The sequence below is a fragment of the Okeania sp. SIO1H4 genome (assembly GCF_010672695.1).
In the GTDB taxonomy this organism is placed as follows: domain Bacteria; phylum Cyanobacteriota; class Cyanobacteriia; order Cyanobacteriales; family Microcoleaceae; genus Okeania; species Okeania hirsuta.
Genome location: NZ_JAAHGB010000046.1, coordinates 1 through 21,596 on the forward strand (window position 1 = coordinate 1; position 21,596 = coordinate 21,596).

Sequence of the window (21,596 nt, forward strand, 5' to 3'; positions counted from 1 at the left end):
ATATTTGGCTCACGACAGAGGAACTGAGTTGCGATCGCATATCAAAAATATCGGTCATGTAGCAGAACTTAATACTACATGTTAAGACATTAGTAGTATGTAAAGCGTGCCAGCGCTCATTGCTATATCTACTCCTTGGTTGTCTATCCAATATCTGACAGCTTTATTTCTAATAAACTGTGCTGTTCTGATAGCTTCATCCAAGGATTTATATTGATTTGATGTCCCGTTTAATAACTTGGCCTCTCTTACTAAGATTGTTATCTTTTTGCTTTTATACTATTATTTGATCACACATTTTCCCAGATCAAACAATTATTTGAAAAAAATATTGATGCAGAGAAAGTCCCCCTTTTAGGGGAGGCTTTAAACCCATTTTTTCGGTAAAGTAGTAAAGGCAAAGGTTAGGAAATTTATAAATGCTCTCTCCTCAGTCAATTACTTCTGTACCTCACCAATTCCACTGTTCCCCTATCTGACTTGCGCGTGGCACTATAAGGGAGCAAGATGCTTCCACTGCTGTTTTTTGACCAAAATAATTACTATAGAACCCATTTGAGATCTATTTAAAAAGAGATGGGGATGTGGGAATATAAGGAGGTGGGGAATATTTTTTAACCTGCTTGGTGCGCATTCCCTCTCTTGGTCAGCATTCCCTTGCATCTGCCACCGATGCGGGATCTGACTGCTCTGTTGGTCAATTAGATATGACGAGGAGGTCCGCTCTTGACAGAGCCGCTTTCCTAGCGGAATGCTATCGCAAGCGCTAACGCCATCCCACCCTAAGAGAAGCTCCGAAGATCAACCGTTTGCGATGTTAGATTATTAATAAAGTTAACCATAACGATTCTATCACTTCCGAGGAACAATAAGTTTTTTCCCAAGCCTTAGCAATATTATCTAACTATCAAAAAACTGTATCCACTCAATATGATGGGGTAGGCAATTATGATAGCTGCCAAGACCAGCCAAGGGAATTAATAGAAGAGCGATCGTCAATAATAGTTGCCAGAGAGGGAATATTTCTGGTCTGAGAAATGCGATCGCGTACATATTCAAAAAAGCTCAATCCCAGCTTGCGAGTAGTAGCAACAAGGGACATAAAAGTATCCCAAGATGCAGTCCCCTCAGTCGTCTGAGTTCCATAACTGATATGGCGTCTCCTCACCATAGTCCTAGCAGCTAACTCTGCCGGGTTATTATGCAACGGCAATTCCGGATGGTCTAACACCAACAGCAACTCCGAAATCTTGGTCGCAGTTAATCGTTTTCGTTCATCCAACTGCTGATCACCACTCTGAGTGTCGAAAAGTCGAGAAAATTCAGAGCGTAATCTATGGGCAGTTGAAATTGTGAGAGCATCTCTATAAGCAAGTAACTCTCGATAGTAATCCCAAAAATCATCCAAGAATTGTTCCAGGAGTTGTTGATGATCATTAACCTTGGGAGTTAACTTTTTATAATCTCGTCCCTCATGTACCCAACACAAAGCTAAATTATCGGTTAGTAACTTGAAGGTCGGTGCATCATCACAGAGGAGAGTTTTTATAACTGGCCAGTCAGTTTGCTGATGATCAAAAGCGATTGCTGCTGCGTCTTTAATACGTTGACGCATTTGTGGCCCTAATAATGGTAAATCTCTATCTAGTAGCCCATTAAACTCTATGGAATTCAATACAGTTTCTTGGGGCAACAATTCCAGAGACTTCTTCCATTTATCTGGTATATGTAAGGTCTCCAACAGTGAAAAAGTCTCTTGATTGATAATAAACTCTAATTCTCGTCGGTCAAGTAAACCTTGAAGTACACTTAATCTATCTTTTTTGGCAGTAGTAAAGTAGACCGTATCAAGAGGGTTACACACTACATTCGTAGTATAGTTAACCCCTCCCACAGGGGCTCCTGTTTGGTCAAAGTGCTGCCAGGGACTACTTAATAGTCCGGCTTCATAGATTTCACTTTTTTCTGTCTCAAAACCAGACTGGTTTTTGATTAACAGATTGGACAAATGCCCGGCTGACATGGAAATGCCCATGTCCTCTAGAAACTCTAATAGTTTGCCTTGGGTCATATTTCCCCCATAGTACAAACTAATGATTAAGCTTTTAATTCCTGGGCCAAATTCTCCTTCATCACCTGATGGTAATTCTGCCTTGGGAGTTTTTCGCGTAGAGTGTGAGTAGTATTTCTGTTTCAGGAATAATACATGATCGGTTCCCAAGGTAATATCTTGAATGATTACTTCTTCGTAACCTTTAAACTCTGCATCAATGGGTAGTAATTCCATAGGGTACTCTAGTATTTCTTCCCTATCTATTTTGAGCTGAGATTTTTTACTGCCCTTTGAATGGTTTTGAGGTGGCTTTCGTTCTTTTTGTGATCAGTAGTTCTGGGAAAATCCTCTTGGTTTTTTGGCTTTGATTTTGGGCTGTTGTTGTTCTCCCTGAAGACGGTTATTTTCGTCTTTTAAACGTTGGTTTTCTGTTTGTAATTCTTTGAGTTGTGTCTGTAATTGCTCTATCAGGTTCAGTAATACCTCTACTGTTTGAGACAAGGATTTGTCTGCAATTTCGGTCGGGTTAATTGTTTGCAGGACTTGCTCTACTAATTTTTTGCTGTCATTATTTTGTCTCATATTTCATCTTCTATAACCAACTTGATTCTCCTGTTATTATTCTTGATCCTTTATTCTTTTTTGTGATTTAGCCGATCTTCTCGAGCGCGATTTTTGGTCTTGGCAGCTATCATAATTGCCTACCCCATCATATTGAGTAGATACAAAAAACTTTTGATTTTATCCTTAAATTATCTTACCACTACTATGCAGGACTACCTTTTTATAGTGGCTTTTGCAAAAGGAGGAGTCAGGAGCTAAGAATTAACAGGAGCGCAAATCTCTTTACTTATATCAAGTCCGGATAATTAGTGATAGAACTCTGTTCCGAGATGCACGTTACCTAGTCCTTGTTCCCTTCTTCTAGACTATGACCATACTTTTTTGAATTTGGTATAACTTTTGATATTTCTATAAGTAACTCTATTCATGACTACTAATTTTTTTTCTGCCGTTATACCAATATTATGTGAGACTCTACAGAATTAGGTGTTAGGTATTAGCTGTTAGGTGTTATACCAATATTATGTGAGACTCCACAGAATTATGAAATTTATTAACTTGTCTGTCTCGATCTACATTTCACTCTGATTAAAATATTATTCTATGCAACTTCATATTAACTTGGTATTAAGTTTTTACAATTTTATTTTTTGATTCAAAAAGAGGTTAAATCTTCCTGATACCAAATCTGCCGATCAAAAAGTAGTTTTTCATGCCTCGTCTTAATCTTTACTACCTTACTACCTTTTGCCCTATTTACCTGGCAAAACCAACAGCTATCCTATTTTTCCTATCCTTATAAAAAGTATACTACCTAAAGCAAATCAAGTTTTTTTTAGCAAAAAAAAAGATTAAAATACGTATATTGTCCTTAATTTAAAGTAAAAATTTTATAAATTTATAGAGTTATTTATCCCAATAAAAATAGCATATATAAAACCATTAAATCAATTTTTTATAGTCAAAAAAAGTATATTTTGAAAAATTAACTCATCATTAATATTCAACTAAAACTCATCATTTTGATATGAGTACGAATAGAAATATTGAGATTAAATATATTTTAAAAAATTATTAAAAAAATATATGAAATTACATATTTAGGTAAAATTAGTGGTATAGAAAGAGAATTGATAAAATTATTAAACATTTTTGATATCTAGCTCAAAAGCCGGATTAACCTTCTATTCTGTCAGTGGAAATGCTAAATTTTGCTAATTTGGGTTGACAAAGACGACTCCCCATAGCGTAAGAAACCCGTAATTAGTATTTAGCCAATACCATCAAACTTGACAGAATAAGGAAGAAAAAATATGGAGACAGGTATTGAATCAATCCACGCCAGAGAAATTCTTGACTCCCGTGGTCGTCCAACAATTGAAGCGGAAGTCCACCTAGGCAACGGTATAGTTGGACTGGCCCAAGTGCCTAGTGGTGCATCTACAGGTAGCTTTGAAGCTCATGAACTTCGGGATGGAGATCAGGGACGCTACGGTGGCAAAGGGGTACTCACAGCAGTCAAAAACGTAGAAGAACAAATTACCCCCACCCTAGTCAAAATTAATGCTCTCAACCAAACCTTAGTTGACAGCAAAATGATCGAAATAGACGCTTCCCCTAACAAAAGCAACCTAGGAGCAAATGCTATCCTTGCGGTCTCCCTAGCAACAGCTAAAGCGGCAGCTAACTCTGTTGGTATGCCATTGTATCGCTATTTAGGTGGCCCACAAGCAAGTCTGCTTCCAGTACCCCTAATGAACGTCATTAACGGCGGTGCTCACGCTGCGAATAACGTAGACATTCAAGAATTTATGATCGTACCTGTGGGCGCACCTTCATTTAAAGAGGCATTGCGCTGGGGTGCAGAAGTCTTCGCTACCCTAAGTGGAGTTCTCAAAGACAAAGGTTTACTAGGTGGAGTAGGAGACGAAGGTGGTTATGCTCCCAACTTAGGTTCAAACCAAGAAGCATTAGATATATTAATTGCAGCGATTGAGAAAGCTGGTTACAAACCAGGAAAACAAGTAGCTCTTGCCCTAGATGTAGCAGCTAGCGAATTTTACAAAGATGGTAACTATATTTACGACGGCGCAACTCATTCTCCCACTGAATTGATTGATTATTTAGCTAGTTTAGTAGATCGATATCCCATTGTCTCCATAGAAGATGGCCTACATGAAGACGACTGGGACAGTTGGGTACAGCTCACCCAAAAATTAAGTAGCAAAATTCAATTAGTGGGAGATGACTTATTTGTTACCAACCCTTCTCGTTTACAAAAAGGCATTGATATGGGTGCTGGTAACTCAATTTTAATTAAACTTAACCAGATCGGTTCCCTGACTGAAACTCTAGAAACTATTGACTTAGCCACTCGTAATGGTTTCCGTTCAGTTATCAGTCACCGCTCGGGAGAAACAGAAGATACAACTATTGCTGATTTAGCCGTAGGAACACGGGCAGGTCAGATTAAAACTGGTTCTCTCTGTCGTAGTGAACGGGTGGCCAAATATAATCGATTGTTGCGGATTGAAGATGAATTGGGTGATCGCGCAGTTTATGCAGGTGCAGTAGGTTTAGGACCAAAAGGAAGAAGTTAGCCGAAAACTAGCAAAAACTGAGCGATAATACCAAAAATATTAGGGGAAGAAACTCAACAAGTGTAATTTTTGAGTTTCTTCCCATTTCTCAGGGATTAAGCCAAAATTTAAGTGTTGACTTGTGGTCAGTTTCTCAACTAATCTTGAATATATACAACCGATTTGCTATACTTTTTGAGCTAAATTTAGCTTCTGAAGTAGCTAGTATATTGAGCAATTTCGGACTAGGTAGGTTGAATGGAAATATATTATGCCAATAAAATGATTAAACCAAGAAACTGTAGGCTAATGATTAGGCAAGAACATATCAAATGGGTTCTGTAGGACTTTCTTGTAACTCTAGCAAGAAAGATTTTTGATGATAGATAAAACTAAAGTTTTATTCAATAGTATTATGAAGTGTCTAAATGCCCTCTTCAAGAGGCTTAAAGAGTTTTAGAGAAGGCATTTAAAAACTTTTTAACTATTTGCACGGTAATTAGGGTTATATACCTTTTTAACGTCGAGGGTTCTGCCTGTTTATAATTTAAGCTTATTGTCTGGCACTGTTTTGTCTAGGTCATGTTAATGAAACTAAAAAACTAATGAAAAAAATATTGAAACAACAAATCAATCAATATACTGGCATTACAAAATATTACGATCTTTTGATGACCGCAGGTTATTATGATTACGACACTCAAACAGATGCCCTAGCAGAAATTCTTAAATCAAGTGACTCTGTTTTGGAATTAGGAGTTGGTACAGGATTAGTTGCGGAAAAATTAATCAAAAAATTACCTGAAATTGATTTTTTAGGAATCGATTTCACTGAAAGTATGTTGGTGAAAGCACGACAGCGCCTTGGTGAAAACGTGGCTTTACACCATAAAAATGTATTAACTATGGATTTAGAAAGGAAGTTTGATGCAGCTTTTTCTAATGGAGGAATTTGGTATTTTATCGACGACGGCCAAACAGAATATACCTTTTGTAGCCATTTGCCAAAAGTAGAAAATATTATTAAAAGTTTCCAGAATGTGGCAAATCATTTAAACGATGCAGGATACTTAATTTTTAGTGTTCAAGGTGTTCACAAAGATTATGAAGAAACTCTATCTAATGGGATAACTTACAGTCAAAAAATCTTACCAATTCCCCATGATAAATTTGATAAACACTATATATTTTCTCAGGATCAAGTTGTCTTAGCAAAGCAAACTTGTACTTATCAACTTCTACCAGAAACTATGGCTCAACTCTTATTGGATGAATGTGGTTTTAAATTTCAAAATATAACTTCCTGCAAGCAATATCATGTCTATCAGAAAATTAGGTAATCCTGATTTTAGTCAAACTAAAAGTTAAAAGTTAGAAAATTAAGAAATTAAAACGTCATGTGCAACTTTTTCCAATCAAGAAGATAATAGTAACTTTAGATCAAAAGACTTTGATCTAAAGACTCAGAAACAGTAATTTTTCCCGGCTTTGTTGCACATCGTATCATTTCAGTTATTAGTACCTCCTCTCCTACTTTAGTAGAAGGTTTGAAATACTGAAGTTGATTTTTTTATCCCCTTGAAAGGGCAGGGCTAATTCTTTGTCATCAGACAATATTTACAACCCTATATTTTTGGTTAACTAATTCTAGCAAGATGCAGGAGATTTCAAAGGATAAAATTTTTATCTAGTTAGAGTAAATTGACCCTGCCTGGAAATGGGAGGCTTGATACCTGATTTTTTTGTCATTAAATTAAATAAATAAAGCATGAATAAGATAGGTTTTATCGGTGTTGGCAACATGGGAAATCCCATGGCGCGAAACTTACTTGAAGCGGGTTTTCCTGTAGTTGTCCATGATTTACGTCAAGAGGCGGCAAAAAACCTCCTTGAAAAAGGGGCAAAGTGGGCAGAATCCCCAGAAATAGTTGCTAGTCAAACAGATACCGTTATTACCATGTTACCTAATCCTGCAGCAGTAGAAAGTGTTGTGCTAGGAAAAAAAGGTATCTTGAAAAGTTTTAGTCCCGGTTCCATCTGGATTGATTGCACAACTAATTCTCCCACCTTATTCCAAGAAATAGCTCGAAAAGTTATTTCCGCAGGAATAAAAGTGCTAGAAGCACCGGTAACCAATGCAGTAGATGGGGCAGAAAGGGGAGAATTAATATTTTTTGCAGGTGGTGAGTTAGAGGTATTTGAACAAGCAAAACCTATCCTTGAACCTATGGCAGAAAAAATATTTTATGCAGGAGATTTAGGGACAGGAAATATAACTAAGCTAATTACTAATATGCTCTGGTTTATCAATGCTTGTGCAATTGGAGAAGCACTTGTTCTTGGAGCAAAAGCTGGCATTCCCCTAACTAATTTAGCAGAAATGATTAAATCTAGTGCGGGTAGTAGTTGGGTGGCACATCATGATATTTCCTCTATTTTTGCAGGACATTACGATCCGTCTTTTACTATCAAATTGTGCGTTAAAGATCTACGGCTTATTGATGAACTCGCTCAGAAATCAAATGTACCTTTAATGATGGGAAATCAAGCAAGGAATATTTTCCATGCTGCCCAGGCAAAATATGGTCAAGACCAGGGAGAAATGTCCGTAGTGAAATTACTAGAAGATATGGTAGGAATATCTTTGCAAACTGACCAAAATCATGGTAATTAAGTTAGAGTAAACTCTGAAGAAATAGTATTATAGTCAACAAAGGTTCTAAAAAAAGTAGTTTTCAGCCATTAAAAATTATGAATCAAGCAGTAACAGCAAAAACTAACGATAGTTTTGACGCAATTAAAGAAGCCCATACTTTGTCTGGTAATCCTGAAAAGATACAAGAATATTATGATAAATGGGCAGTAGCATACAATAATGATGTATCTAACGAAGAGTATACAGGTCCTGAGTACATCGTGAATTTCTTAGGAAGTCTAAAGAGCGATGATGGGTTGAAAGCAATAGACACCAGTAATCGCAATATTGAAATCCTTGATGCAGGGTGTGGAACTGGTTTAGTAGGTATTGTCCTCAAGCAAAAAGGTTATCAGAATATAGATGGATCTGATTTGTCTGAAAGAATGGTAGAACAAGCTCGCTCGACAGGTGTTTATAATTTTCTGGAAAGTGGAATTGACCTCACGAAAAAAAATGAAGCTTATGAGAACAACCAATATGATGCGACAGTTTGTTGTGGCGTGTTCACTTTAGGTCATGTACCACCAACTGCTTTGTCAGAACTAATCCGCATTACCAAACCAGGAGGATGGATAGTAGTAAGTACTCGCAAGAGCTATTATGATAGCACTAACTTCCAAGAAGTTTGCGACCGCTACCAACAAGAAGGTAAAGTTACATTGGTCAACCATGTTAAAGATAGTCCATATATTTCCGAAGAAGGGGCGCATTATTGGGCTTTTGCAGTTTGTTAATTGACAAGCTGCTGTGAGCGAAGAGTGAAAGCTACCCAAGAAAAAGCTAACTACATAGCTTTAGCGATCACGTGCAGCCAGTTTTACCTAGGATGTTGATTCTGATAATTTTTCCACCCCGAAAAGTTATGCAGCACTACTCCTGTTTCTCTCTATGAACAGGAGCTTGTTAAAAGTTTCGCTCGGGTACTGTTTTTGAATTAGTCTTAGTACTTTTAAGATAGCCCTTATTACTTCCATAATAGGGCAAAAGAGTCAAACAGGAAACCTGATAGAATCAACTCCCTAGGTTTTACCAAAACCTTAGCTATTTTCTAGCAATAGAGGAAAGCAAAAATTAGCTAACTCTATGGTTTTTATTGTGGCAATTCAGACGTAAAATTGAACTATATAGGTAAATAAAATTGATTCTATGAAAAGTCTGCCAATTATCTCCTTATCAGAATTAGAAAAAGCTAGCCCTCAAGAAATCAAAAAATTGTACGATGTTTGCTACGAACATGGTTTTTTCTATCTTAAAGAACATGGAGTTTCCTCAGAAATAATCAATCGAACTATTGAGGCATCCCGGAATTTTTTTGAACTACCTGAAGATGTTAAATTAAACTACCGTCAAGATATCCAAAAAGTTTATCCCAAAACTTGCAGGGGTTACGTTCCTTTGTATGGAGAATTTCTGAATAAAGAAATTGGGTTTGACCCCAAACAAGTTTTCGATTTAGGTATAGAAAGACCTCTATCTGAGGAACCTTTTACCGGTCCGACAGTTATACCTGATGATAGTGTAGCTCCAGGTTTTGCTAGTTCTCATTATCAGCTACAAAAAGAAATAATGACAAAGGTAACTCCTAAATTATTAAAAGGATTCGCCTTAGCTTTAGGATTAGAAGCAAATTTCTTCGATCGATATTTTACAGAACCGACATTAATCCAGCGCACGATTTATTATCCTGCGGGGATGGGAAAAGCAGGAAAACACACTGATAATGGCATATTTACAGTTTTAATTCAAGAATATTTTCCCCAGCCTTCTTTGAGAGTTCATACTAAAGAAGAATGGATAGATGCTCCCTGCGTAGAAGACGCTTTTGTGATTAATTTAGGGGACCTGTTGCAAATGTGGACAAAAGGTTTATTTGTCAGTACGCCCCATGAAGTATTTCATAGTAATTCTGATGCAACTAGAATATCAATTCCCTTCTTTGTTTATCCTAATATTGATGCAATAATTGAACCATTTGGTACTACTGAAAAAATTAGTTCTAAAGAAGTAATGTTGAAGAATTTTGTGTCAATTTGGGAAACCCATGAAGGGGCAGGTAGGGCGAAAGAATTAGTTTAATTATAGATAGATAAAAATTATTGAGTTTCCACCAATTAAGCTTTAATATAGCAATCCTGTTTGAGTAGTGTAAAATATTTCATTACCTACTATAAATTGGATTACCTTCAAAATAATTATGGTTTGCTGAAAAAGTTCTTTTTAAGGAGTAGGGGCAGTAATTTTTTTGCCCTACTCTTCCCCAAAATGCTAACTTTTTGAGCATGAATAGCTGAAAAATAGGCACTTTTTCAATATCTAAAAAGGCACTTACCTTGATCTGTAAATGCTTTGATATTTAATCAGCAGAGGAATAATTAATGAGAATAAATGAATGATTAATGAGTACATTGGGATAGCCAATTACTATGACAACCTATTAACAAGTGGATACTTTAACTATGATTCCCTTAGCAATATTTTGTACAACTTACTTGGTGCTAGAAGAAAAGTTTTAGATATTGGTGTAGGAACTGGATTACTGACTGAAAAAATGCTTTATTTGGCAAACTATAACATTGTTGGCGTTGATTTTTCTCCCCGAATGTTAGAAATTGCTAAGAATAGATTAGCAAATTTAAATGTTAGGTTGATTTGTCAAGATATTACGGAATTTGAAACTGAGGAAAAGTTTGAAGCTATAGTTTCAACTGGAGGTGTTATTTGTATATTGGAAGAAGATGGAGAATATAGAATTTCTAGCCACATAATCGATCCAGAAAAAAATCAGCAGTTGCTGGCAAAGTTACACAGTCAGTTAGACGAGGGTGGATTATTAGCATTGGGAATTCAGGGAGGTCATACCAGCTATAAAAAGGAAATTAAAGATGAGATTTTTTATGAGCAGAAAATCAAGAAGGAGGGAAATTATCTTGATAAATGGTATGTGTTTTCTCAAGCTAATGGGGAAATTCTCAGCGAGCAATTTTGCCGTTTTTATTTTTTTGATGGAGGAAAGACAACTCAAGCGCTGATTGATGCTGGATTTAATCAAGGATATCAGATTATTGATAGCAAGTTTTTAGTCAGCTACAAATAATTATAGTAACTATGAGACAATTAATGAAAGCTGTTATTCTAAAAGGGTATGGAGAAATGGAAAAACTGGAATATGCCCAATTACCAAAACCCATTCCTCAACCGGGAAAAGTCTTAATTAAATTAGTTGCTTCTTCTGTTTTACCGAAAAATTGTGGGTATGCGCCTCCCCTTTTAAGGGGATAATAAGCGGTCGTTAGTGCAGCTTCCCGTAGGGTGGGATGGCTTTAGCGGAGCGGGTCTGCAAGAACGGATATCCTCGCCATATCCAATCGACCAAGAGAAGAAAAATTTTCATGATTAGTCAATCCTCTTCTTTTCAAGGAGAGGTAATTATTAATTATTAATTGTTGAAAACTACCTTTCTGAGATTGAGCGTAAAGCCGAAAAATGAATTGACTTATTTAACAAATAATCTTAAAGTAAGTGAGAAAAAATTTGAGATGAAAAACAAAGCTACAGTTGCTTATATTGGAACAGGTCATATGGGACGACCTATGATTTTTAAACTCTTAGAATTAGGGTATCCTGTGCAAGTTTATGATAAATATCCAGAAGCAGCTAAAACAGTAATTGAAGCTGGAGCAGTTTGGTGTAATAGTCCCCAAGAAGTGGCTCAGAATGCTGATATTGTGATCACTAATCTACCTTTACCCCATCATGTTACAGAAAATATATTAGGGGAAAATGGGGCTTTGAATGGAATGAAAACTGGATCGACTTGGATTGATTTTTCAACCACAGATTATCATAATACCAAGTATATTGCTGGGGAAGCTAAGAAAAAAGGTGTTTATAGTCTAGAAGCTCCTGTGAGTAATTTATCCCACATGGGGGTAGATTTTGGTAATATGAGTTTTTATGTTAGTGGAGATCGAGAGGGGTTTGACATTAGTAAGGAAGTTTTGAATGGTGTAGGCAAAATATCCTTCTTCGTTATGAATCAAATTGGCGAAGCACAAGCTGTTAAGCTCTTGACTAATTTACTGTGTTATACTGCTATAGTTGTTTTGGGGGAAGTGCTGATCATTGCTAAAACCTGTGGTATTCCCTTAGATTGGATGTGGCAGTTTATGAAAGCATCCCAAGCTAATAGTTTTGCAGCAGAACAAATATCTCCATTTATCTTTGATGGCAGTTACGACAATTCCTGTAGTTTAGAAATTGCAGCTAAGGATAGTGATTTAACTGTGAAATTAGCTGAAGAATTCAATGTTCCTTTACCTTTGGGAAAAATTATTGAGGCTAGATATCGGCAAGCTGGAAAGACATATAAATTTTCTGAAAATTATATCATTGTAACTAAATTAGTTGAAGATGAGAATAACATTGATTTGAGAATACCAGGATTTACAGCACCTTCCCCCTATGGTTTAAATCGGAACTATGTTTATTCTAATGAGTTTGTTAAAGATGATTTTGGTCGGATAAAACCTCATCCCTATCAATTCAACTATGATAGACCTCAGCAGAAATTACAAGAACCCTTAGAAGAAATTGCTCAAACTCTAACAGAGTTAATGGCATATATCAATTACCTTATTTTACAGGAGTCTTATAAATTAGGTCAAAAGATAGGATTAAGTCAAGACTTATTAGTTAAAGTTATTCGCTGGGGTTGTGGAAGTAGTTGGGTGTCTGACAATGAAAATTCCTATCAACCTAATGATAGAATAGTTGCCAAATTTAAAGACTATAACTTCGATCAAAAAGTCAATATTCCCACAATTAATAAGATAATTGCTGTGTTAGAAGAATGAGATAAGCAAAACAAAATTAAGAGATTTTAAACTAAAGTAAACTAAGCAGGATATTAAAAAATGAAAAAAATATTAGCTTTGTGGGCAGTACCACGCTCAACTTCCACTGCATTTGAGCGTATGATGCGGGAAAGAGGAGATTTTTTCGTAGATGACGAACCTTTTGGAAAATCTTTTTACTACTCTGAAGAACGTTGTAATACTACTCGTTATCCAGATATAGAACCAGATCCCCAATACAATTTTAGTTGTATTTTGGAAAGATTAAAGCAAGAAAATGAAAAGCAGCCAGTTTTTATTAAAGATATGAGTTACCAGGTTGCACCTGTAGCTAATCAAGAGTTTTTGTCTAATTTTAATAATAGTTTTCTGATTAGACATCCAGAAAAAATGTTGCCATCTCTCTTTAAAAATTGGTCTGATTTTACCTTAGAAGAAACTGGATATGCTCAACTTGATAAGCTGTTTGAAATGGCTAAAGAAATTACTGGAAAAATACCAGTAGTAATTGATTCAGATGATTTAGTTAAAAAACCTCAAGCAACTGTTAAAGCCTATTGTAATGCTATAGGTATACCATTTATTGAAGAAGCTCTAGAATGGAAATCTAAACCTCAACCAGAAATCAATCAATGGGAAGGGGGGTGGCATAATTATGTGTTATCTAGTCAAGGATTTAAAGAAAGGGAAAAGAAAGATTATGCCAAAATAGAAGATAGCGAACATCTAAAGCAAGCCTATGAATTTTGTTTACCTTACTACCAAAAACTCTACGAAAATCGCTTGCAGATTGAATAACAATTTTAAGCATTTCCTGCGAAATGCTGGAAAGATACAACTATATTTTATTTGTCTATCTCCTGACTTCCCCTCCTGGGAGGGGTTAGGGGTGGGTTAACTGCTTTGACAAAAAACCGCACCTTTGTAAAAACACTAAATGGCTTCTATAATTCTTGAAAAATGTGAATCAAGCAAAATTTCTAAAAAATCGCGTAGCAATAGTAACAGGTGGTACATCTGGCATAGGAAAATCTATTGCTATTGCTTTAGCTGAAAGTGGAGCAAATGTAGCAGTCGGTTCTCGTTCTGCTAGCACAAGTTCATGTCAGAGTGAAATTGAGTCACAAGGTGTTAAAGCTCTAGTAATGAATCTGGATGTATCCTCAACTGACTCAGTCCAGGCTTTTTATGATACTACAATAAAAGCATTTGACAAAGTTGATATTCTTGTCAATGCGGCAGGAATTGCTTATGAGCATGAAATGTGCAATCATCCTGACGAAGAGTGGTATAAGGTTATAGATATTAACCTCAACGGTATCTATCGCACTACTAAGCTATGTTTTCCAGGAATGATAAAACGGAAATGGGGTCGTATTATTAATATTGCCTCGACTTCTGCTTCAGTAGGTGCTCCGCTTCACGCTGCCTACTGTACTTCTAAAGCAGCAATTCTTGGACTGACTCGCTGTGTCGCTTTGGAAGGCGCACCTTATGGAGTATCTTGTAACTCAATTAGTCCAGGGTGGGTAGAAACTAAATTAGCTGAAGGGATGATAGGACGACTTGCTAAAATTGAAGGTCGAACTGCTGCTGAATACTTAGAGGAAATCAAGCATAGCTATCCTCAGAAGAGAATTATACAACCACAAGAAGTTGGCAAACTAGCAGCTTTCCTTTGTCGTGATGAGGCATTGGGTATTACAATGGAGGATATAACAATATCAGCAGGTTCCCTGTGGTGAAAAAAATTTGGATTGATAGCAACGTTGAAGTATTTGTCAGTTGGAAAACAGGTGATGGAAATTGGTTTTTCCCTTGTGGCGATCGCTCTAATTGCTACATGAATAATGGTAAACTTCTAGTGCAAAAAGGCAGAAGGCACGAGGCAGAAGGCAGAAGGGAAGAAAGGTTATTGTACAAGCTTTTGAACCTTTTTTAACTGGTTAGTTATTTCCGCCATCCTGCACTAGTGATATCAAATCTGGCATTATGGATAACACTGCGGGCGACTTCCACTGTACTTGACTGTATGATCCAGGAATGATATCAAATCCGGTAGCATCGGTGTAATTAGATGGGGAGTAGGGGAGTAGGGGAGATAGGCAGTAGGGGAGATCGAGAAATATTTGGTAATAGTTGAAGATGGAACATTTTTTTATACCGAATTAAACGGATTTGATATGAAGAGTTCTATATATTTTTTTTAATAACCTCAGGACTTACCCAAAGACATTATATATAGCACCTACTAATTTAGCGATCGCCTCAAGATTTCAGGAATCAGGCAAAAATGCGGCATAGTGCATAACAAATTTGGCGATTTCTGAGGCTTTCGCTCCGCTTTTCATGTCGCGAAGCGAAACCGAAATGTTAGTCGATTTTTAATCAGATAGCCTCAATTTACTAACTAAATCCCCAATCTTGAAAAAGTTAAATAACTGTCATTTTTAGAGCTGATTTGTAAACTTAGCTAAAACCTTTATGTAATCTAACTCTCAGGAATTTAGGTGTTATTGGGCTATAACTCCTAAAACCCTTGTATTGCAAAGAATTAAATCTCTTAATATTTGCTTTATAAATCAGCTCTTATGGTTGGATATTTCAGTTCCTAAGTGAGATATTTTCATAATAACCCATTCTTAATTTGATAAATAGTTTTTCCTAAATTATATGCTAAATTCTTCAGATGATTCACTCGGCAGTATTGCACAAGCAATGTGATTTTTTTGAATTTGTGTAGAACTGCCTTGACAACATTCAAGTCTAGTTAGTTGCTTGAACTCCCTGTGAAACTCCTCAATTTTACACCTAGTTTGATACTCAAATTATACAGCCTCTTTCAGAGGAGCTACGCTATCATCTATAGCAGATTTATTTAAATCATTAGTCACAATAAATTCTGTTCTGTTATTAACAGTACCCCGAAATAATTTGACTATCTTGAGTCAGAATTACGCACTCGCTTTTTTATCCCTAGGAAAACCCTTGATTTTTATAATTTTTCCCGATAATAATTCCCCTTGAATCCAACTTAATGTTCCCAGATTTTGAGATTTTTTTTACACCATCAGTATCATCGACTAAACGATTACTCTTGAGAGAACAATAATAAATCTGATCTAGATTATCAATTACAGCCATCAGTATTTGAGTAGCAGATAAACTATCCATTAACACTATTTTAAATTGTATTTTCTTTTTCTTTACCAACTAAACTTAAGATGTACGCTACATATAGCGTACATCTTAAGTCCTGAACCTTTTAAGTTGAAAACATAAAGAAGGTTTAATCTTTGATAAACTTTCTGATAAATTACTCAAGTTTAGAAAAGTCTGTGAAATACTTCTTCTTATCAGAGGGATGGGCCGTAGGTAGAGTTTGGACTGTCGGCGGTCTCTGGAGTGAAACAGCTTGGAGACGAGCACCAGATATTGAAAAAATGAATCTTTGTATTTTGGATAAAAATGAAAAAATGTGGCTGCATCGAGTCGAAGATCCAGTATTGATGGTAGAGATTTATCCCACTGCTGAAGCTCAAAAGTCTGTTTCTAGTCAGAATATTGGCAACGTGGTGTTGACTCGCTTGATTAATTCTGAAAAAGTCTTGGAATATCTTTGTACTACCTCAGCCATCTGTCAAATTAGCTAAAGTCATTAGGCTTAAGTTGAAAGTCAAAAGTTGATCTAACTGAATATTCATCATCAACTTTTTCCTTTTGTAATGTTTGCTTGCTATTAACTTAAAAACTCTATACAATTCTTGAAATAGTTTTAATTTTTATGCTCCTATTTGAATAAAATTGGCCATCTTGTCAGTGACTATATTGACTATTGGACTAAAACTAAGACAATTTTAGACAAGAGCATAACAAACAAAAGAAAAAAGCTTTCAGAATAGACATCACTTAATTAGGAGGAGTGTAGTCAATGGGACTACCTTGGTATCGAGTACACACAGTTGTTCTGAACGATCCAGGACGACTAATTTCCGTGCATCTAATGCACACTGCTCTAGTAGCAGGTTGGGCTGGCTCAATGGCCCTTTATGAACTAGCAATCTTCGACCCTAGCGATCCAGTCCTGAACCCAATGTGGCGTCAGGGAATGTTCGTTATGCCATTTATGGCACGTCTAGGTGTTACCCAATCTTGGGGTGGCTGGAGTGTTACTGGAGAAGCCGCTACTAACCCTGGTTTCTGGTCTTTTGAAGGTGTAGCAGCAGCTCATATTATTCTTTCTGGTTTGCTGTTCCTAGCTGCTGTATGGCACTGGGTTTTTTGGGACTTAGAGCTGTTCTTTGACCAACGTACCGGAGAACCTGCTCTAGACCTACCAAAAATGTTTGGTATTCACTTATTCTTATCAGGTCTACTCTGTTTTGGCTTTGGAGCCTTCCATTTGACAGGAGTATTTGGTCCAGGAATGTGGGTATCAGACCCCTATGGATTAACGGGTTCTATTCAGCCAGTAGCCCCAGCCTGGGGACCGGAAGGGTTTAACCCATTCAATGCTGGTGGCATTGTCGCCCACCACATTGCTGCTGGAATTGTGGGAATTATTGCTGGTTTGTTCCACCTATCTGTAAGACCACCAGAACGTCTCTACAGAGCATTGCGGATGGGTAACATTGAAACAGTCCTCTCTAGCAGTATTGCAGCAGTTTTCTTTGCAGCCTTTGTTGTGGCTGGAACAATGTGGTACGGCTGTGCGGCTACCCCTATTGAATTATTTGGCCCTACTCGTTATCAATGGGACAGCGGTTACTTCCAGCAAGAAATTGATCGTCGCGTTCAATCTGAAATAGCAGCAGGTAAAACTGCTTCAGAAGCTTGGTCAACTATTCCTGAAAAATTGGCTTTCTATGACTATGTTGGTAATAGCCCTGCAAAAGGTGGTCTTTTCCGTGTTGGCCCAATGAATAATGGTGATGGTCTTGCTCAAGGTTGGCTTGGTCATCCAGTATTTAAGGATAAAGATGGCGAGGAATTATTTGTGCGTCGTCTACCAAACTTCTTTGAAACTTTCCCAGTTATCTTGACCAATGCTGATGGTGTAGTCAAGGCTGATATTCCTTTCCGTCGTTCAGAATCAAAATATAGTTTTGAGGAGAAGGGCGTAACAGTTAGCTTCTTAGGCGGTGAACTTAATGGTCAAACGTTTACTAAAGCTACAGATGTTAAGAAGTATGCTCGTAAAGCTCAGATAGGTGAACCTTTTGAGTTTGACCAAGAAACTTTAGGCTCTGACGGTGTGTTCCGGACTAGCACTCGTGGATGGTTTACTTATGGCCATGCTTGTTTTGCTTTGCTATTCTTCTTCGGTCATATTTGGCACGGATGTCGGACATTGTTCCGCGACGTATTCGCAGGTATTGACCCAGACCTAGAGGAACAAGTAGAGTTTGGTCTATTCCAGAAATTGGGTGACCTAAGTACTCGTAGGAAGGAAACCTAAAGCGAATGTGGTTTAACAAATAATAAAGGTAAACCACTAAGACAACTAGGTATCTCTCATCTTCAAATTTTCGATAAAAGTCCAACGACTACTTTGATAAAAGTTACAAAGTATTTTCGTTGGACTTTTATTTACGTTAAGCTGGTAAACTAATATAGAACTGGATCTTCAGGAAATTCCCTTATGGAAAGTGCAGCTTATATATTAGTATTGGCTTTGGCCTTGGGTGTGATATTTTTTGCGATCGCCTTCCGCGATCCTCCCAGAATTGGAAAGTAATTAGTTTTGATCGGTTGATTATCAAATAAATTGCTTTTTTTATGAAAAATGAGTGCTGAGTCCTTAACCCAGTACTCATTTATTCTAATTTTTAAATAAATTATCATTGGCCTAAATTAGGCTAAAATATTCATGTCTGAAATTATATGTCTGAGAAATTTTTAAAGTATGCGATGTCCAGTGTGCCAACATACAAATAGTCGTGTTCTAGAGTCGCGTTCAGCTGAATCTGGTAAGAGTATCCGACGCCGACGGGAATGTTTGGACTGTCAGCATCGTTTCACGACTTATGAAAGAATAGAGTTTGTTACAGTAACAGTGATTAAAAAGGACGGTAAAAAAGAGTCTTTTGACAAGTTGAAATTACTCCGAGGTATTATCCGCTCCTGTGAAAAAACTGGTATTGAACCTGCTGAACTCGAAGCTTTTGTAGATGAAATTGAAGTTGAACTACAGGGTAGATCCCAGAGAGAAGTTACCAGCGCTGAAATTGGTGAAATTGTCCTGAGTAAATTGGTTCACATTAGTGAAGTTGCTTATATCCGTTTTGCCTCTGTTTATCGTAAATTTCAAGGTATTAGAGATTTTGTAGATACTTTAGACCATCTCCAAAATCAAAAAAATAATTTCGATTTCAATTCTACTCCCTTAGAAAGTTCTGAAGTTTCTGCAAAAACAGATGCTATTGATTTTGAAACCCCTGCTTCTTGTGGAACCTCATCTTAAATTTAATGATGATAACTATAACAGTAAGTAAGTTGAAGATATTTTGGAGCTGAACTAGTTAAAAGAATAGTGGATCAATCAATTAATGTGGCCTCAAACTTACTTAGAGAAAAGAATTAGGTAACTTAGGCGAACCAAATTATTAGATATCAGGTTCAATAATCTGCAAGATATTTGTCCTAAAAGATATACAAAACTATTGGTTAGGACTGTTTGGATAACAAGTGGTTAATGAAAAACCAACATCAAAATTTATGGTAAAATAAATTGTTTTAAGTAATAATAGTAGATTAGGGTTAGCTTTTGCTGGATAAAATCTATATTCTATATGATATTCTTAACCAGAGGACTTTAAGACTTTAGATGAAGTTTAACTCTGAATGAGACTGACCTAAATTTAATGAAGTGAAAGCTCATAATTAGGCAAGAAGTATTAGCCAAAAGACTTTAAAGGTCTCACTAAGAGCTGATGTCCTGGCAGTACAAGAGCTTTGTAATTAATATATAGGTACAAGAATGCCTCAATAATGACATTAGGGTTTTAGCTCTATAGATAATCTTGAAAGAGGACTCCCGGTATAATTTTTTAATTTAGCGGTGATACGAGGGGTATAAACTGCCCGGGAAACCCACGCAGACAGCCCCAACGCAAATTTTAACCAGCCAATTAATTGAGTGGTAGCGAATCAATCCAGTATCAGAAGTAGAGGGTTAATAGTGGCCGGGCACACCGCCCGAGAAAAGCGCACCCCCTGTGCTGAAGTCTCCTAACCGTAAAGACGGAGCAAGAAAGCTTGTGGAGATGGTAGTAGCATTGGTAAAACTTAACTTGTTTGATTTGTTACCTAGCCCCAGAATCTGTGTTTAGCTCCGCTATATGTTTCCGTAGCATTCCGCACCAAAAACGCGTAGTTGCGTCAGCACTCACAAAAGTCTCCCGTTATAATCAAGCGATTTAACAGTGAGAGTGTTAATCAGGCAAGTAAAAAACATTAAGGAGAGAAATCCCAAGAAATTATAACGCATGACAAATTTGAAAACACCGGCCAAAGAAGTTGGCTTTACTCACGAAGATTTTGCAGCTTTATTAGATAAATATGACTATCACTTTAGTCCTGGAGATATTGTAGCAGGAACAGTGTTTAGCATAGAACCAAGAGGAGCATTGATTGATATTGGAGCAAAAACTGCTGCTTATATCCCTATCCAGGAAATGTCAATCAATAGGGTCGAAAACCCTGAAGAAGTTATACAGTCAAATGAAACAAGAGAATTTTTTATCTTAACAGATGAAAATGAAGATGGACAGCTAACTTTATCCATTCGACGAATAGAATATATGCGGGCCTGGGAAAGGGTCCGACAATTACAAGCTGAAGATGCAACAGTACGCTCACAAGTATTTGCAACAAACCGTGGTGGTGCTTTAGTTAGGATAGAAGGACTGCGTGGATTTATTCCTGGTTCACATATTAGTACGCGTAAACCAAAAGAAGATTTACTTAACGAAGAATTGCCTCTGAAATTCTTAGAAGTAGACGAAGAACGTAATCGCTTGGTTCTAAGTCATCGTCGCGCTTTAGTTGAGCGGAAGATGAATCGTTTAGAAGTGGGAGAGGTAGTTATAGGAGCAGTTCGTGGTATTAAGCCCTATGGTGCCTTTATTGATATTGGTGGTGTTAGTGGCCTATTGCACATATCAGAAATATCTCACGACCATATTGAAACTCCTAGTAGCGTACTAAAGGTCAATGATGAACTAAAAGTTATGATCATTGACCTAGATTCTGACAGAGGTCGAATATCTCTGTCAACTAAGCAACTAGAACCAGAACCAGGGGCAATGGTCAAAAATCCACAACTCGTATATGACCAAGCAGAAGAAATGGCGGCTAAGTTTAGAGAAAAAATGCTGGCGGCACAACGGGGAGAGACGATTGAAGAAACAGTGGAAGCAACAGTAGAAACCACAGAAGCGCCTGAAGTTGAAGCAGCAGTAGAAACCACAGAAGCGCCTGAAGTTGAAGCAGCAGTAGAAACCACAGAAGCGCCTGAAGTTGAAGCAGCAGTAGAAACCACAGAAGCACCTGAAGTTGAAGCGACAGCAGAAACAGCAGAAGCACCTGAAGTTGAAGCGACGGTAGAAACAACAGAAACAACAGAAGCACCTGAAGTTGAAGCGACAGCAGAAACAACAGAAGATGAAGAAAAATCAGCAGCAACTGTAGAATAAGTAGATTGAGGTTAGTAGGTGAATAGGGAGTAAATAAAAGAATAAGTTAGAAAATAACTAAATCAAAAATAACTTATAACTACTCCCTATATCCTGCTGACTTGATATTCTTAATCAGAATAAACTCTATAGCGCTGTGCGCAGGCAACAGGC

Annotated in this window: 19 protein-coding genes; 16 read left to right on the forward strand and 3 right to left on the reverse strand. The window is 37.0% G+C overall.

The features are described 5' to 3' along the window. Positions 1-946: 946 nt before the first annotated feature. Together F6K06_RS23465 and F6K06_RS23470 are read right to left on the reverse strand one after the other, a co-directional pair. Positions 947-2,287, reverse strand: coding sequence for a transposase (locus F6K06_RS23465; RefSeq protein WP_287243133.1), 1,341 nt, complete (start codon positions 2,285-2,287; stop codon positions 947-949). Positions 2,288-2,380: 93 nt separating this feature from the next. After that, positions 2,381-2,635 carry a hypothetical protein gene (locus F6K06_RS23470; RefSeq protein ID WP_205127189.1) on the reverse strand — a complete coding sequence of 85 codons (255 nt, stop codon included), beginning with the start codon at positions 2,633-2,635 and terminating at the stop codon, positions 2,381-2,383. A gap of 1,295 nt (positions 2,636-3,930) precedes the next feature. On the opposite strand from F6K06_RS23470, the gene eno reads away from it, so the two are divergent. From eno to F6K06_RS23525, 11 genes are all read left to right on the forward strand, one after another. Further along, positions 3,931-5,217, forward strand: coding sequence for a phosphopyruvate hydratase (eno, locus tag F6K06_RS23475; RefSeq protein WP_124142750.1), 1,287 nt, complete (start codon positions 3,931-3,933; stop codon positions 5,215-5,217). Between the two features lie 584 nt (positions 5,218-5,801). Further along, the gene (locus F6K06_RS23480) at positions 5,802-6,536 is read left to right on the forward strand and encodes a class I SAM-dependent methyltransferase (protein ID WP_124142749.1); all 735 of its coding nucleotides are present in this window, start codon (positions 5,802-5,804) and stop codon (positions 6,534-6,536) included. A 428-nt stretch (positions 6,537-6,964) separates the two neighbouring features. After that, positions 6,965-7,870, forward strand: coding sequence for an NAD(P)-dependent oxidoreductase (locus F6K06_RS23485; protein ID WP_124142748.1), 906 nt, complete (start codon positions 6,965-6,967; stop codon positions 7,868-7,870). Between the two features lie 77 nt (positions 7,871-7,947). Then, positions 7,948-8,628, forward strand: coding sequence for a class I SAM-dependent methyltransferase (locus F6K06_RS23490; protein ID WP_287243135.1), 681 nt, complete (start codon positions 7,948-7,950; stop codon positions 8,626-8,628). Between the two features lie 412 nt (positions 8,629-9,040). Beyond that, entirely contained in the window at positions 9,041-9,970 is a 930-nt protein-coding gene (locus tag F6K06_RS23495; protein WP_124142746.1) for an isopenicillin N synthase family oxygenase, read from the forward strand. A gap of 313 nt (positions 9,971-10,283) precedes the next feature. Then, the gene (locus tag F6K06_RS23500) at positions 10,284-10,988 is read left to right on the forward strand and encodes a bifunctional 2-polyprenyl-6-hydroxyphenol methylase/3-demethylubiquinol 3-O-methyltransferase UbiG (protein ID WP_124142745.1); all 705 of its coding nucleotides are present in this window, start codon (positions 10,284-10,286) and stop codon (positions 10,986-10,988) included. A gap of 23 nt (positions 10,989-11,011) precedes the next feature. Further along, positions 11,012-11,173: a hypothetical protein gene (locus F6K06_RS23505; RefSeq protein WP_161565068.1), complete on the forward strand. Its 162-nt coding sequence runs from the start codon at positions 11,012-11,014 to the stop codon at positions 11,171-11,173. A gap of 257 nt (positions 11,174-11,430) precedes the next feature. Further along, the gene (locus F6K06_RS23510; protein WP_153183512.1) at positions 11,431-12,747 is read left to right on the forward strand and encodes an NAD(P)-dependent oxidoreductase; all 1,317 of its coding nucleotides are present in this window, start codon (positions 11,431-11,433) and stop codon (positions 12,745-12,747) included. A 60-nt stretch (positions 12,748-12,807) separates the two neighbouring features. After that, positions 12,808-13,545 carry a sulfotransferase family protein gene (locus F6K06_RS23515; RefSeq protein ID WP_124147426.1) on the forward strand — a complete coding sequence of 246 codons (738 nt, stop codon included), beginning with the start codon at positions 12,808-12,810 and terminating at the stop codon, positions 13,543-13,545. Positions 13,546-13,709: 164 nt separating this feature from the next. Next, positions 13,710-14,492: an SDR family NAD(P)-dependent oxidoreductase gene (locus tag F6K06_RS23520; protein ID WP_124147425.1), complete on the forward strand. Its 783-nt coding sequence runs from the start codon at positions 13,710-13,712 to the stop codon at positions 14,490-14,492. Then, positions 14,486-14,689 carry a hypothetical protein gene (locus F6K06_RS23525; protein ID WP_124147424.1) on the forward strand — a complete coding sequence of 68 codons (204 nt, stop codon included), beginning with the start codon at positions 14,486-14,488 and terminating at the stop codon, positions 14,687-14,689. Before F6K06_RS23520 ends, F6K06_RS23525 begins: the two co-directional genes overlap by 7 nt. A 1,034-nt stretch (positions 14,690-15,723) precedes the next feature. Here the strand turns inward: F6K06_RS23525 and F6K06_RS23530 are convergent. Further along, entirely contained in the window at positions 15,724-15,921 is a 198-nt protein-coding gene (locus F6K06_RS23530) for a hypothetical protein (RefSeq protein WP_124147423.1), read from the reverse strand. Positions 15,922-16,085: 164 nt separating this feature from the next. On the opposite strand from F6K06_RS23530, the gene F6K06_RS23535 reads away from it, so the two are divergent. The 5 genes from F6K06_RS23535 to F6K06_RS23555 all read left to right on the forward strand — a co-directional run bounded on the left by F6K06_RS23535 (position 16,086) and on the right by F6K06_RS23555 (position 21,443). Beyond that, positions 16,086-16,400, forward strand: a complete 315-nt coding sequence (locus F6K06_RS23535; RefSeq protein ID WP_124147428.1) for a hypothetical protein — start codon at positions 16,086-16,088, stop codon at positions 16,398-16,400. Between the two features lie 278 nt (positions 16,401-16,678). Next, a complete protein-coding gene (psbB, locus tag F6K06_RS23540) occupies positions 16,679-18,205 on the forward strand; it encodes a photosystem II chlorophyll-binding protein CP47 (protein WP_124147422.1) in 1,527 nt (508 codons plus the stop codon). Positions 18,206-18,388: 183 nt separating this feature from the next. Next, entirely contained in the window at positions 18,389-18,484 is a 96-nt protein-coding gene (locus F6K06_RS23545) for a photosystem II reaction center protein T (RefSeq protein ID WP_011613950.1), read from the forward strand. 168 nt (positions 18,485-18,652) lie between these two features. Next, positions 18,653-19,210, forward strand: a complete 558-nt coding sequence (gene nrdR / locus F6K06_RS23550) for a transcriptional regulator NrdR (protein ID WP_287243137.1) — start codon at positions 18,653-18,655, stop codon at positions 19,208-19,210. Positions 19,211-20,234: 1,024 nt separating this feature from the next. Continuing rightward, on the forward strand, positions 20,235-21,443 hold the full coding sequence (locus tag F6K06_RS23555) for a 30S ribosomal protein S1 (protein WP_287243138.1): 1,209 nt from the start codon (positions 20,235-20,237) through the stop codon (positions 21,441-21,443). The last annotated feature ends 153 nt before the right edge of the window (positions 21,444-21,596 follow it).

Bases quoted from the DNA above. Each gene is read 5' to 3' on its own strand.
- nrdR (WP_287243137.1), top strand. From the start codon at position 18,653: ATGCGATGTCCAGTGTGCCAACATACAAATAGTCGTGTTCTAGAGTCG.
- F6K06_RS23510 (WP_153183512.1), top strand. From the start codon at position 11,431: ATGAAAAACAAAGCTACAGTTGCTTATATTGGAACAGGTCATATGGGA.
- F6K06_RS23515 (WP_124147426.1), top strand. From the start codon at position 12,808: ATGAAAAAAATATTAGCTTTGTGGGCAGTACCACGCTCAACTTCCACT.
- F6K06_RS23480 (WP_124142749.1), top strand. From the start codon at position 5,802: ATGAAAAAAATATTGAAACAACAAATCAATCAATATACTGGCATTACA.
- psbB (WP_124147422.1), top strand. From the start codon at position 16,679: ATGGGACTACCTTGGTATCGAGTACACACAGTTGTTCTGAACGATCCA.
- F6K06_RS23555 (WP_287243138.1), top strand. From the start codon at position 20,235: ATGACAAATTTGAAAACACCGGCCAAAGAAGTTGGCTTTACTCACGAA.
- F6K06_RS23495 (WP_124142746.1), top strand. From the start codon at position 9,041: ATGAAAAGTCTGCCAATTATCTCCTTATCAGAATTAGAAAAAGCTAGC.
- F6K06_RS23465 (WP_287243133.1), bottom strand. From the start codon at position 2,287: ATGGAATTACTACCCATTGATGCAGAGTTTAAAGGTTACGAAGAAGTA.
- F6K06_RS23545 (WP_011613950.1), top strand. From the start codon at position 18,389: ATGGAAAGTGCAGCTTATATATTAGTATTGGCTTTGGCCTTGGGTGTG.
- eno (WP_124142750.1), top strand. From the start codon at position 3,931: ATGGAGACAGGTATTGAATCAATCCACGCCAGAGAAATTCTTGACTCC.
- F6K06_RS23485 (WP_124142748.1), top strand. From the start codon at position 6,965: ATGAATAAGATAGGTTTTATCGGTGTTGGCAACATGGGAAATCCCATG.
- F6K06_RS23470 (WP_205127189.1), bottom strand. From the start codon at position 2,635: ATGAGACAAAATAATGACAGCAAAAAATTAGTAGAGCAAGTCCTGCAA.
- F6K06_RS23505 (WP_161565068.1), top strand. From the start codon at position 11,012: ATGAAAGCTGTTATTCTAAAAGGGTATGGAGAAATGGAAAAACTGGAA.
- F6K06_RS23490 (WP_287243135.1), top strand. From the start codon at position 7,948: ATGAATCAAGCAGTAACAGCAAAAACTAACGATAGTTTTGACGCAATT.
- F6K06_RS23530 (WP_124147423.1), bottom strand. From the start codon at position 15,921: ATGGATAGTTTATCTGCTACTCAAATACTGATGGCTGTAATTGATAAT.
- F6K06_RS23500 (WP_124142745.1), top strand. From the start codon at position 10,284: ATGATTAATGAGTACATTGGGATAGCCAATTACTATGACAACCTATTA.